11 protein-coding genes are annotated in these 12,754 nt (G+C 64.9%); 4 read left to right on the forward strand and 7 right to left on the reverse strand.

Annotated elements, in window-relative coordinates:
* Positions 1 to 129 precede the first annotated feature (129 nt).
* The 5 genes from AB7532_RS04365 to AB7532_RS04385 all read right to left on the reverse strand — a co-directional run bounded on the left by AB7532_RS04365 (position 130) and on the right by AB7532_RS04385 (position 6,943).
* Positions 130 to 1,905, reverse strand: coding sequence for an NAD(P)/FAD-dependent oxidoreductase (locus AB7532_RS04365; RefSeq protein WP_441233605.1), 1,776 nt, complete (start codon positions 1,903 to 1,905; stop codon positions 130 to 132).
* A 134-nt stretch (positions 1,906 to 2,039) separates the two neighbouring features.
* Positions 2,040 to 3,125, reverse strand: coding sequence for a DUF2855 family protein (locus tag AB7532_RS04370; RefSeq protein WP_441233606.1), 1,086 nt, complete (start codon positions 3,123 to 3,125; stop codon positions 2,040 to 2,042).
* Positions 3,126 to 3,225: 100 nt separating this feature from the next.
* Positions 3,226 to 4,740, reverse strand: a complete 1,515-nt coding sequence (locus AB7532_RS04375) for an acyl-CoA synthetase (protein WP_441233607.1) — start codon at positions 4,738 to 4,740, stop codon at positions 3,226 to 3,228.
* A gap of 9 nt (positions 4,741 to 4,749) precedes the next feature.
* Positions 4,750 to 5,934: an ABC transporter substrate-binding protein gene (locus AB7532_RS04380; protein WP_441233608.1), complete on the reverse strand. Its 1,185-nt coding sequence runs from the start codon at positions 5,932 to 5,934 to the stop codon at positions 4,750 to 4,752.
* 34 nt (positions 5,935 to 5,968) lie between these two features.
* Positions 5,969 to 6,943: an NAD(P)H-dependent flavin oxidoreductase gene (locus tag AB7532_RS04385; RefSeq protein ID WP_441233609.1), complete on the reverse strand. Its 975-nt coding sequence runs from the start codon at positions 6,941 to 6,943 to the stop codon at positions 5,969 to 5,971.
* A 183-nt stretch (positions 6,944 to 7,126) separates the two neighbouring features.
* On the opposite strand from AB7532_RS04385, the gene AB7532_RS04390 reads away from it, so the two are divergent.
* Positions 7,127 to 8,014: a LysR family transcriptional regulator gene (locus AB7532_RS04390; protein ID WP_441233610.1), complete on the forward strand. Its 888-nt coding sequence runs from the start codon at positions 7,127 to 7,129 to the stop codon at positions 8,012 to 8,014.
* Here AB7532_RS04390 and AB7532_RS04395 read toward each other — a convergent pair.
* Positions 8,011 to 8,664 carry a DNA-3-methyladenine glycosylase family protein gene (locus AB7532_RS04395; protein WP_441233611.1) on the reverse strand — a complete coding sequence of 218 codons (654 nt, stop codon included), beginning with the start codon at positions 8,662 to 8,664 and terminating at the stop codon, positions 8,011 to 8,013. The genes AB7532_RS04390 and AB7532_RS04395 overlap by 4 nt on opposite strands.
* A 96-nt stretch (positions 8,665 to 8,760) precedes the next feature.
* Here AB7532_RS04395 and AB7532_RS04400 point away from each other — a divergent pair, with 96 nt between their 5' ends.
* From AB7532_RS04400 to AB7532_RS04410, 3 genes are all read left to right on the forward strand, one after another.
* Entirely contained in the window at positions 8,761 to 9,615 is an 855-nt protein-coding gene (locus AB7532_RS04400; RefSeq protein ID WP_441233612.1) for a nucleotidyltransferase domain-containing protein, read from the forward strand.
* On the forward strand, positions 9,615 to 10,484 hold the full coding sequence (gene gluQRS / locus AB7532_RS04405; protein WP_441233613.1) for a tRNA glutamyl-Q(34) synthetase GluQRS: 870 nt from the start codon (positions 9,615 to 9,617) through the stop codon (positions 10,482 to 10,484). The genes AB7532_RS04400 and gluQRS overlap by 1 nt, the downstream gene beginning before the upstream one ends.
* Positions 10,485 to 10,588: 104 nt before the next feature.
* On the forward strand, positions 10,589 to 11,863 hold the full coding sequence (locus tag AB7532_RS04410) for an ATP-binding protein (protein WP_441233614.1): 1,275 nt from the start codon (positions 10,589 to 10,591) through the stop codon (positions 11,861 to 11,863).
* Here the strand turns inward: AB7532_RS04410 and AB7532_RS04415 are convergent.
* Complete coding sequence (locus AB7532_RS04415) at positions 11,790 to 12,683, reverse strand: YihY/virulence factor BrkB family protein (protein WP_441233615.1); 894 nt, start codon at positions 12,681 to 12,683, stop codon at positions 11,790 to 11,792. The genes AB7532_RS04410 and AB7532_RS04415 overlap by 74 nt on opposite strands.
* Positions 12,684 to 12,754 lie beyond the last annotated feature (71 nt).

The raw sequence follows: 12,754 nt of genomic DNA on the forward strand, positions 1-12,754 counted from the left end.
TTTCGTTAGCTGTATCTCTGTCGTGCTCGTCTGCATCCACATCGTCATTGCGAGCGCAGCGAAGCAATCCAGAATCTTTCCGCGGAGACAGTCTGGATTGCTTCGCTGCGCTCGCAATGACGACGGGGCTCAAGCGGGCCTCACCTCGCGCCCCAAAATTCCTTCCTCGATCGCCTTGATCTGCAGCGCCAGATATTTCGAGTTGATCCGGCACTGCGCGAGACTGCCGGCGATGAACCACAGGCCGGGCTGCTTCGTGCGTGTGTACATGTTGCGCAGCTCGAGGCCGTCGCCAAAGCCCCAGACCGGACCGACGCGGTCGGCGACACCGTCGCCGAACAGCTTTCGCACGAGGTATTCCTGCGGCTTGTAGCCGGTGGAGAGCACGATGAGATCGGCGACGATGGCCGTGCCGTCCTTCATCTGCGCACCGTTGGCCGTGAAGCCCTCGACGTCGGAGAACTGCTTCAGCCTGATCGCGCCCTCGACGATTAAATTGGAGCAGCCGACATTGAAATAATAGCCGCCGCCGCGGGTGAGGTATTTGAACTGCCAGCCGGTGCCGGCCTCGCCGAAGTCGAGCTTGAATCCGACGCGGGTGAGGCCGTCGAGCAACTCCTTGTCGAGCTCCTTCGATTGCTCGGTCAACATCACATGGGTCTTCTTCGCCAGCGGCGTCGGCATCGAGGTCGCGATCAGATCGTTGTCCTCGAGCGTGCCTTCGTTGTAGGTCGCATAGGCAAGCTGCGCCGACGGCTCGATATTGGTGACCAGCGTGGGCGAACGCTGCACCAGCGTCACCTCGGCGCCGCTGGAATAAAGATCCTGCGCGATGTCGTGGCCGCTGTTGCCGGTGCCGATGATGATCGCGCGCTTGCCGGTCCAGTTCTCGCCGTCCTCGTAGCGGCTGGAATGCAGCAGTGTGCCTTTGAAATTGTTCAGCGTCGGGATGTCGGGCACGTTCGCGATGCCGCTGACGCCGGTTCCCATCACCACGTGGTGCGGATGCATGGTCCGCTTGCTGCCGTCGGCGCGACGCAGCGTTACCGTCCAGCGTCCCCCGGCCTCGTCATAGGCGCCGCCCTCGAACTCCGTGCCGGTCCAGAAGTTCAGCTCCATCGCATCGACGTAAGCCTCGAACCAGTTGGCCAGCTTGTCCTTGGGGATATAGGTCGGCCAGTTCGGCGGGAACGGCATATAGGGCATGTGATTGACCTGCACCTGGTTGTGCAGGGTCAGCGCGTGGTAGCGCTTCCGCCAATTGTCGCCGATCCGCGTCTCGCGATCGACGATCAGCGTGTCGATCCCCAGTTGTTTCAGCCGTGCTGCGATCGCAAGCCCGGCCTGGCCTCCGCCGACCACCAGCACGGTGGGATCACGGTCCGCGTAGTCACGCGCTGCGTTGCGCAGGTCGAGCCAGTTCGGTCCGCGAAAATCGCGTGAATAGGCCTGGCCGCGCGGCCGCGAGGTGCCGAGCTGCTCCTCGAATCCCCTGAGCTCGTCGAGTGCGGTCAGCAGCGTCCACGCCTTCAGACGGTCGCCGTCGGCGGCATCGGGCACAAGCCGCACGATACCGCTGCCGCGACCGAGCGCGGTCTCGAAATTGAAGATCGCTTCGATGTTGTTGGTGCCGGCGCGGGTCACCCAGCGCGGCGCCGCGCGGTTCGGGGCGATCTTGAGGTTGGAGGCCGCCGCCTGGGGCGCGAGCTTCGTGAGCTCCCCCGCGATCGTGCCTCGCCCGGCAAGCGTTTGCAGGTTCCAGCTCAGCGCCAGCACGTCGCGCCAAAAGCTGTCGGAGAGAAAAAGCCGGTCGAGCGCGGCGGGATCGGGCTTACCCAGCGAGCGCTCGAACTCATCGAGCCAGGCCTGCGCGGAGGCAGCAATATCCGTCGTACGATCCAGCATGCGCGACCTCGTGCCGTCTTCGCGGCGTTTCCTCGCGAGCATGATCCGGAAAAGTGTGCAGCGGGTTTCCGAAGAGATCGTGCTCCAATAATCGAGGTCGACGCTATACCGGTTCGACGGCCGCCAAAAGCGCTTTACCCGAGCAGCGAGAGCATGTGGCCCTGCTCAGGCGGAATGCGCCCCTTCAGCGTGTCGAGATAAACCTGCCGCACTGCGTCGAGGCCGCGGCTCTCGATCACGGTTAGGCGCTTGTCGAGCGTCGGTGCAAAGCCCGACCAGGCCCGGCCAAAGCGCTGCTCGATGCCGCCCGGACCCCAGTCCTTGGCGCGCTTGCGGATCGTGTCGGGCGCTGAGAACCAGCGCGGCTTTGCGCCCGGCAGCGCAGCTTCGTCGGGGTCTGTGGCGCGATGCGTCAATCCGACGCGCATCGAGCATTTCATCTGGTCACCAAAATGTCGGTGCAGTTCAGCGCGCACCGCGCTATTGCCAGCCATGTCGATGAACGCGACGGGATCACTCGCCGGCAACGACGTCACGCGGTCATAAGTGACGACCTCTTCATAGCAACCAAGCGAGGTGACGAAAGCGGTGTTGCCGGCGGAGGTCAGGCCAATCACTTTGCGGCCGCGCGCGTGCAGGAGATGGCCGAGTCCGAACGCGGTCTTGCTCGACGCGCTGGAGAGCAACACGGTGCGCGCGCCGAAATCGTCGTTTTCGGTCAAGAAGTCATCGGCCAGGAACGACAGCATGAACAGCGGCCGCAGCAGCGCCTGATAGTCGCCCTGCTTGCCGGCATAGGCGGGGTCGCCGCTGACGCGCGCATAGGCATTGTAGACCGGTGCCACGCCTTGCCGATGTGCTGCACCGTCGCGCAGGCCGCGCTTGCTGACATCGGCGGCTTCGATGACGAGATGCGTCGCCATCGGGAAATAGCCGAACAGGCGCTCGCCTATGGGTACGTTCGGATGTGTCGAGGCGATCACATCGCCAAAGCCCCACACCGGAATGTTGCCGAAGCCGCTGGGTGCGGGAAAGAGCTCCCAGTATTTCGCGAGGTCGCCGAGTACCGCGTAGGTGATGTTGTTGGCGGTGAAGGCGAAACGGTCGACCTTCACCAGCAGCGCATCCTGCGGCAGCGCGTCGGCCCCGGGAAGCGTGGTTGCGATCGTCTTGCATTGTTCGAAATCGTTTCGCGCAACGATGAAGTCGGTGGCTGTCATGATGTCAGATTCCGGCTTGTGTCTGTGCCGGCATCTCATCGATCACGCGCGTACTGTTTGCAACAGCAACATAGTTTTAAACGGTGTTCGTGGCGTCCCGTTAGGTTTGGTTCGCCCAATAGGGCTCGCGCAGCTTGCGCTTGAAGATCTTTCCGGTGGCTTCGCGCGGCAGCGCGTCACGGAATTCGACGTCCTTCGGCACCTTGAAATTGGCCAGGCGCTCGCGCAGGAAGGATTGAACGGCGGCGACCGAGATCCCGGCATCCGGTTCAGGCTCGACAAAGGCGCATAGCCGCTCGCCGAATTCCGTGTCGGGGATGCCGAACACGGCGCAGTCGCGCACCCCACGCATCGTGATCAGCACGTTCTCGATCTCGGCAGGATAGATGTTGACGCCGCCCGAGATCACCATGTCGCGCTTGCGATCGCACAGGAACAGGTAGCCGTCTGCATCGAGATAGCCGACGTCGCCGACGCTGACGAGACCATCGCGGTCCGCCTCGGCGCGCGCTTCGGCCTTGCCGTGATAATCGAAGTCCGGCACCGAGGCCTGCCGCATGTAGATCTCGCCGGGTTCGTTGACGTCGCACAGGCTGCCGTCGGCGCGGAAGATCTTGACCATGCCGCCCTCGATGGCGCGGCCGACCGTGCCGGGCTTCTTCAATGCCTCCTCGGCGGAATGCCACACCGGAATCCCGGTCTCGGTCGAGCCGAAATATTCGTTGATGACCGGTCCCCACCAATCGATCATCGCTTTCTTGATGTCGGGCGGGCAGGGCGCCGCGCCATGGACGACGAAGCGCAGCGAGGACAGATCGTAGCGGCGCTTGACCGCATCTGGCAGGCGCAGCAGGCGGACGAACATCGTCGGCACCATGTGCATGTGCGTAACGCGATGGCGTTCGACCAGTTGCAGCAGGTCTTCGGGATCGAACCGCGGTTCGAGCACGATGGTGCAGCCGCTGCGATAGGCCAGCATGCCGTAGGAGTGCGGGGCGGAGTGATACATCGGGCCGTTCATCAGAACGACCTGATCCTCGTTCGGCTTGATGCCATAGGCGATCGCCCCGACACGCTCGGAGGCTGCGATCTGTTCGGGACGCATCGGCATCCGGCGCACGCCCTTCGGCATGCCCGTTGTGCCTGACGTGTAGAACATCGGTGCGCCGCGGCGTGGCGGTTCGCCAAGCTCCGCCTGGCTGTCGCGCCAGCTGTCCCAGTTCGTCAGTCCATCCGGGATCGTTGTGAGCTCGGCCGGACTGTCGAACGCCCCGGCGATCTCCGGCGGCGTCGGCACGACCAGCAAAGTGAGGCCGTCCGGCAGGCCGTCGCGAATCTGCGGCAGCAGGTCGGCGTGGCAGACCAGAACGTCGGCGCCGCTGTCGGCGAGGATGTAGCGCACTTCGGCGGCTTTCAGGTGCCAGTTGACCGGCACCACCGGTCTGCCGAGTGCCGCGGACGCTGCGACCACCTCGAACAGTGCGAAATCATTGCGCAGCATCATCGCCACCGGCGTGCCTTCGCGGTCGCCGAGCTTGCTGAAGCCGCTCGCGGCCCGCCTGATTCGCGTCTGGAGTTCCGGATAGCCGATCCGGCGTTCGCCGCTGATGATCATGGATGTCCTCTACCGGTCGTCGAGAATGTCGCCAAAACCCACCCAGCTCTTGCCGTTGAAACGCCGCAGCTGCAGCTGCTGGAATGGCAGATAGTCGTCCGTGCCGGTCGACACGCTCATTCCGGGCAGCAGCAGCGGCAGCTTTACGTCCTTCAGCGACGTGGCCTGCTTCAGGATGTTATCGCGGCTGAAATCGTCCTTGCACGATTTCAGCACCGTCATCAGCAGCGTCGCGTAATGGTAGCCGGCAGCATAGTTGGAATTCGAGAGGTCGGCAGTCGGCATGTACTGCTTCATGAAGGCAAAATATTCCTTCACGCCGGGATCGCTGGCCCATTGCGGATCCATCGTGTCCTTCTGATTGCTCGACGAGATCAGACCGACCGCGTTGTCGAGCCCCGCCGGCTCGAGGAACGAGATCGAGGAGGCCGAGGTGGGCACGAAGAACAGCTCCGGCTTCCAGCCTATCTCGGCCACGCCCTTGACCATCTGCGAGGTGAATTTTCCGAGCACGACGCCGAACAGGACGTTGGCGCCGGATGCCTTCAGCGTCGAGAGCTGCGAGCTGATCGTCGGCGCGCTGGTCTCATAGCTTGCCTCCGCGATGATCATGCTGGCGGCTTTGGCACCAAGCGCGCGCTTGAAGCCTGCGACATAGTCGCGGCCGAAATCGTCGTTCTGGGACAGGATCGCGATTTTCGCGTCGGGCTTGGACTGCAGGATGTATTTGGCATAGACGACGCCCTCGGATTCGTAAGCCGCCATGCCCGGCATCGTCCACGGGTTCTTCTGTGGATCGGCCCATTTGGTGGCGCCCGAGAGCACGAACAGCTGCGGCACCTTCTTGGCGTTGAGGTAGCGCTGCACGGCGCTGTTGGTGGCGGTGCCGAGCGAGCCGAACATCATCAGCACCTCGTCCTGCTCCACCAGCTTGCGCGTCTGCTCGACCGTCTTCGGCGGCGAGTAGGCGTCATCCAGCGTGATGAACTTGACCTTGCGGCCGTTGATGCCGCCCTCGGCATTGACCTTCTCGAAGAAGGCTTCTTGCGTCCGCCCGATCGCGCCGAAGCCGGAGGCCGGGCCGCTATAGGGCAGGGTCTGCCCGATGCGGATCTCTTTGCTATCGTCGGCATGAGCGCCGCTCGCGCTCAGCGCCAGCAGCGACATGCCGATCAGTGCGGCTGCCAGCTTCATGATGTCCTCCCGTTGTTCTTGTCAGTTCGAAGCGTCAGGCGCTCGCGCGCATCAGGAAATCCTGCCGGGCCTGATCGAATTCACCCTTCATCCGGTCGACCAGCTCGGCGACCGGAGGTGCGTCGGTGATCTGGCCGATGCCCTGGCCCGAGCCCCAGATGTCGCGCCACGCCTTGGATTTCATGTTACCGCCGGAGCCGAAGTTCATCCTGGTTTTGTCCGCGACCGGGAGATTGTCCGGATCGAGCCCTGCGGCGGCGATCGAGGGTCCGAGATAATTGCCATGCACGCCGGTGAACAGGTTGGTGTAGACGATGTCGTGCGCGGCGTGCTGCGTCAGCGCGGACTTGTAGGCTTCGTCGGCGTTGGCTTCCTGCGTCGCGATGAAGCGCGTGCCCATATAAGCGAGGTCGGCGCCCAGGGTCAGCGCGGAAGCGATGCCGAAACCGTCGCTGATCGCGCCCGACAGCAGGATCGCGCCGTCAAACCATTGCTTGACCTCGCGCACCAGCGCGAAGGGCGAGAGCATACCGGCATGTCCGCCCGCGCCGGCGCAGACCAGGATCAGGCCGTCGACGCCCTGCTCGGCGGCTTTGCGCGCGTGCTTGACGTTGATGACGTCGTGGAACACCAGCCCGCCATAGGAATGCGCGGCTTCGACGATCTCCGCCGGCGGCCGCAACGAGGTGATGATGATGGGTGCCTTGTGCTTCACACAGATTTCCATGTCCTTCATCAACCGGTCGTTGGAGGCATGGCAGATCTGGTTGACCGCGTAGGGCGCGACCTTCTTGCCGGGATTGCGCGATTTGTATTCGCCGAGCTCGTCCTCGATGCGGCTCAGCCATTCGTCGAGCTTCTCGACCGGACGGGCATTGAGCGCGGGGAACGAGCCGACCACGCCGGCCTTGCACTGGGCGATCACCAGCTCCGGTCCGGAGACGATGAAGAGCGGCGAGCCGACGACGGGCAGCTCCAGATTGTTCTTGAGCAAAGCGGGCAGTGCCATCCGATCCTCCTGACAACGCGCGTCAACGGCCTGCCGGCCGAGAATTGAGCGCTTCCATGTTGATTGTCGCGCGGGCGGGGTGTCCGCCGCTGGGCGTGTTTGACCCCACTATAGGGTTGGACGGCGGGCAGGGGATCGTTCAAGATTGAACATACGCCTATTCAGGTTTGAACGGAGCCGGCGGTGGATTGGGATCTCTGCAAGACCTTCGTCGCGGTCGCCGACACCGGCAGTTTCACCGCCGCAGCAAAGCGCCTGCACGCCAGCCATCCAACCGTCAGCCGCAAGATCGCCGCGCTGGAGGCGCAGCTTGGCACCAAGCTATTGGCGCGGGCCGCCGATGGCTTCGTGCTCACCGCCGATGGCCGTACGCTGCGCGAGCATGCGGAGGCGATGGCGGTCGCAGCACTCAGGGCCGAGGCCGCGGTCGGTGCCGGCGGGCGCAAGGCGCGCGGCACGGTCAAGCTGTCGATCGGCGCGACGCTGGCCTCGCACTGGCTGATGCCGCGGCTGCGGTCCTTTCTCGGCGCGCACGATCACATCCGGCTCGAGATCATCACCCATCCGTTCCCTGCCAGCGTGCGGCGCCGGGAGGCTGATGTCGTGCTGCGCCCGGTCGATAGCGGCGAGGAAAATCTGGTCGGCCGCAGGGTCGGCCGTCTCGGCACCGGTTTCTATGCCTCGCGCGACTATGCGGCCGGCCGGTCCTTGCCGGAACGGAGCGGCGAGTGGAAGGGGCACAGCGTCATCGGCTTCGCCGATCAGGATTCCAACGCGCAGCTCGCGCGCTGGAGCGATACGATCACGCGCCAGGGCACGATGGTGATGCGCTGCTCGTCGCAGGGCGACATGCTGGCCGCGGTGCGCGCGGGCATCGGAATCTCCGCGCTGTCCTGCTTCGTCGCGGAAAGCTATCCGGACCTCGTGCGCGTCGCGCCGCAAAAGCTCGTCAGTGTCGCCGATCTCTGGCTGCTCGCCCATCCGGACCTTGTCGAACTCTCCGCGGTGCGGGCGGTCGTCGACTTCGTCGCGGAATGCGCCCGCGCCGATCGTGAGCGGCTGCGGGGCTAGGGCTGGTTGGTGATGACACCTTCGCGCTTCTTGATCACGCGATAATAGCTCCACCACAGATGCGCGGCTGCGCCGCGCAGCGGGCGCCATGGCTCGGCGATCGGCGCCATCTGCTTTTCCGTCGGCCGCGCCTGGAGCCCCAGGCCGACCTTGATCCCTTCCTGCACGGCGATGTCGCCGGCCGGCCAGGCATCGCCGTGTCCGAGGCAGAACAGCAGATAGACGTCCGCCGTCCACGGCCCGATGCCGGGGAGCGCAATCAGTGTGTGATGCGCGGCCTCGGCGTCTTCCTCCGCGAGCACGTCGAGGTTCAGCCGGTCCGCGGCGATCTCGCGGGCGAGATGCTTCAGCGTCTTGATCTTGGCGGCGGAGAGGCCGAGGCGCCCCAGCCGGTCGGTGCAGGCGCGGCGCACCGCGTCATGGTCGAACGGTTCGAACGCCGTCGACAGCCGTCCCCAGATGGCCGCGGCGCTGGCGGTCGAAAGCTGCTGCCCGCAGACGATGTGCGCAAGCCCCGCAAAGCCGGGTTCGCGCCGCCGCAGGGCCGGCATGCCCGCGATCTCCAACACGGGCTTGAGACGCGGATCGCGCTTGACCAGCGCGTGGACGGCGTCTTCGAGATCGGACTGGGTTTCGAGGTGGATGGTCATGGCGTCATCGACTCGCCGCGATGCGGATTGGCCGTCCTGTGGACGGCTTGGGACGATAGGATTAAGACCATACTATCGGAATCTCGGAAGCGTTCGATGACTTTGAGAAGTATTCCTGTGGAGATGGACGGCGAGAAAGTCGCCCTGATCGATGCCATGCTGGATCGTGTCGTCGACGAGCACCGCGTCTTCCTGCCGCTGGCGATCGAGAGCGGAAGCCGGGCCTGGGGTTTTGCGTCCCCTGACAGCGACTATGATTGTCGCTTTGTATATGTGCGCCGCGCGGTCGATCACATCACGCCATGGGTCAGCCGTGACGTCATCGAGCTTCCGTTCGAGCGAGATCTCGACGCCAACGGTTGGGACTTGCGCAAGGCGCTCCAGCTCCTCTTGAAGGGCAATGCAGTGATCGTGGAGTGGCTGTGCTCGCCCGTCGTTTACCGGGGGCGCGCATGGTTTCGCGACGAATTTCTGGCGTTTGCCAGAGAGGCCGCGAGTCGTGAGGCAGTTTGCCGCCACTATCTTCATCTCGGCGAGCGGCAGCGACGGATCTATTTCGGCGACGGGACGAGCGTTGCGCAAAAGAAAATCTTCTATGCACTTCGGCCCGCCGCCGCTTTGCGATGGTTGCGCATGCGTCCTGCCGAAGCCGTGGCGCCGATGCATTTTCCGACTCTCATGGAGGAGTGCGACCCACCGAGCGAACTGAAATCGGAGGTTGTCGAGCTGATGGCCCGGAAGTCGATGACGCACGAGCTCGGCTCCGCCCCTCTGCCGAGGATGGTGGCCAACTTCCTCGATACCGAGTTCGAGATTGCTCGCGGCCTCTTCGAGGGTAGTGGACCAAGTGCATCGGAAGCGATGATCCTTCGGGCGGAGCAGTTTTATCGCGGCGTGGTCGAGCGCCTGGAACGTGAGAGCGGTGACGTTCTTCCGTTCCGGCTTGCCTGATGCCACCCGTTTTCCGATTTGCCCCAAGCCCGAACGGCCTGCTCCATCTCGGCCACGCATATTCCGCGCTGCTCAATTTCGACCGCGCGCGCGAGGCCGGCGGGCGGCTGTTGCTGCGCATAGAGGACATCGACGCGACGCGCTGCCGGCCGGAATACGAGACGGCGATTGACGAGGATCTCGCCTGGCTCGGTATTGCCTGGCAGAGGCCGGTGCGGCGGCAGTCCGAGCATCTGGCCGACTATCGCGCCGCGCTGGACAAGCTCTCTGCGCTCGGTCTGGTCTATCCCGCCTTCGAAAGCCGCGCCGAGATCGCAAAGCTGGTTGCCGCGCGCGAGGCAGGCGGCCCGTGGCCGCGCGATCCCGATGGCGCGCCGCTTTATTCTGGCGAGGCCAAGTCGTTGGCGGCGGAAGAGCGGGCAGGGCTGATTGCATCAGGTGTGCCGTATGCGTTGCGGCTGGACATGGACGCCGCCTGCCGGCGCGTTGCCGGCCTGACCTGGCATGAACTGGGCGACGGGCCCGATGGCGAGCACGGCGTCGTCGCCGCGCGGCCTGAGGCCTGGGGCGATGTCATCCTCGCCCGCAAGGAGACGCCGACGAGCTACCACCTGTCGGTCGTCGTCGACGATGCCCTCCAGGGCGTCAGTGAGGTGGTACGGGGGCAGGACCTGTTTCACGCCAGTTCGGTCCACCGCCTGCTCCAGGCCCTGCTCGGCCTGCCGGAACCGGCCTACCGCCACCATGCGCTCATTCGGGACAGCGAGGGGCGGAAGCTGTCGAAATCGAGCCGTTCGACCGGGCTGCGCGAGTTGCGCGACGCCGGTGCTTCGCCTGCCGGTATCCGCCGATTGGTGGGATTAGGCTAAGTTTCTCTGGGGGTTAGCGAAACGCTGCCGTGACTCCGGGGGTTCCGCCGTGCCATGCTTGCCTCACGGCCCGGGGTTCGAAGGGGATACTTCGAAGGGGAGTTATGGCGGCGAAAACGCGCGCAGCGCGCACTACGCGGACGTCGAAACCAGTGGTTCGGAAGCGGTCCGTGCCAGCCGGCCGGTTGCGCAAGCGCAGCACCAAGGCGGTCACGCCGGACGTGGTCCAGGCTGCGCTCGCCGCCTTTGCCCATGAGGTCCGGACCCCCCTGACCGGCATTCTGGCGATCAGTGACCTGCTCGCGACCTCCGATCTCGGCGAACGCGAACGGCGCTGGGCCGACACCATCAAGGCCGGCGCCGAGCATCTGGCGAGCCTGGCGACGCTGTTCGTGGACGCCGCCCGCACAGGGAATGGCGGCAGCACGCTGCGGCAGGATCTGTTCGACCTGCGAACGCTCGCCCGCAGCGCCGGCGATTCGCTGGCCGGTCGCGCCGCGGCCAAGGGTCTTCAGGCCCAGGTCGAGATCTCGGAAAAGTTGCCCGGGCTGGTGGTCGGCGATCCCGTCCGCCTGCGTGCTGCACTGGAGAACCTGATCGACAATGCGGTGAAGTTCACCGAGCATGGCGGCGTGGCGCTGGCGGTGGCGCCCTGGCGGTCTGCCAAAGACAAAGCGAAGGGCAAGAAGAGCGACAAGACGAAGGGCAGGGTCGGCGTCGCCTTCTCGGTCTCCGACAGCGGCATCGGCCTGACCATGGCCGAGATCAACCGGCTGTTCCGCCCGTTCACGCAGGCCAATGTCACCATTGCCTCGCGCTTCGGCGGCGCCGGCCTGGGGCTCTCCTCGGTCAAGCAACTGGCGCGCGCGATGGGCGGCGATATCTCTGTCGCACCGCGCCGCGGCGGCGGCGCCACCTTCACATTGACGGTGTCGCTGGATGCAACGGGATCGACAAGGTCGCGTAAGTCGAAGGGCGAAGCCGAGCAGGATGCGGTGGCCGCGCTGCGGGTGCTCAGCGTCGAGGACAATCCGTTCGGCCGCGTTGTGCTCAACACCATTTTGACAGAGCTCGGCCATCATGCCGAGTTCATCGGGCGTGGCGAGGACGCCGTCAATCGGCTTGCGCAGGGCGCGTTCGACGCGGTGCTGATGGACATGGTGCTGCCGGGCATCGACGGCATCGAGGCGATCAGGCGGATCCGCACCATGGCGCCGCCGCTGGCTCAGATCCCCATCATCGGCGTGTCCGGCCGCGGCGAGGACGAGGCCGCCTCGCGCGAGGCCGGCGCCGACGCCTTCCTGGTCAAGCCTGTGTCTCCGCGGGCTTTAGCGACTGCGCTGCTTGAAGCGAAACGCCGTGAGGAAGCCGCGACTTGATGATCGCGGCGTTGAGCTCGCCGCCGTAAACGAAGATCGCGGCGATGAAATACAGAAACACCAGCGCGATGATCACCGAGGCCAGCCCCGCATACATCGTCACGTAATTGTTGGCGAAGCGCGCCAGATACTGGCCGAACACGATGCCCGAGATCAGCGAGGCCACCATCGTGAAGATGATGCCGGGCAGGATCTGGAGGAAGCTGCGCCGCCCTGCCGGTAGCCAGGCATGCAGGATGATCAGCGCCACGATCAGCGCGCCGATCGTGATTCCATAGCGCAGCCAGGTGAGAATGCTCTCGTTGGACTCGACGAACAGCGGAATGTGGCGCCGCGCGGCCTCGATCATCAGCGGTCCGAGCACGATCAGGAACGCCATGGCGAGCGCGGTGAAGGCCGCGACCAGCGTATAGCCGATCGACTCCAGACGCAGCCAGTACCAGCGCCGCATCTCCACCACGGCATAGGCGCGGTTCAGCGCGACCCTGAGCGCTTCGACGCCGTTCGATGCGAAATAGACCGACAACGCCGCGCCGATGGTCAGCACGCCGGTGCGGGTGGTGGTCAGCACGTCGTGGACCTCGCCCGAAATCGAATCGGAGACCTGCTTGGGCCAGACCTCGAGCATCAGGCTGGCGGCCTGGTCGGCGAGTTCCTTGGAGCCGAAGAAGCCGGCCAGCGAGGTCAGCACGATCAGGAACGGGAACAGCGCCATCAGCGTCGACAGCGCGATGTGGCTGGCAATGGCCCAGCCGTCGTCGGCCAGGAACGTGTAGAACGCGTCCATCACGACGACGTAGATGGTGCGGATGGCTTTCACGGCCTGCCCTGGAGCATGCGCTCTCCCCGCAAGTGGGAAGAGACGAAGACGGTCAGTGATGGATGCAAATC

Source organism: Bradyrhizobium sp. 930_D9_N1_4, from assembly GCF_052076015.1.
Taxonomy (GTDB): domain Bacteria; phylum Pseudomonadota; class Alphaproteobacteria; order Rhizobiales; family Xanthobacteraceae; genus Bradyrhizobium.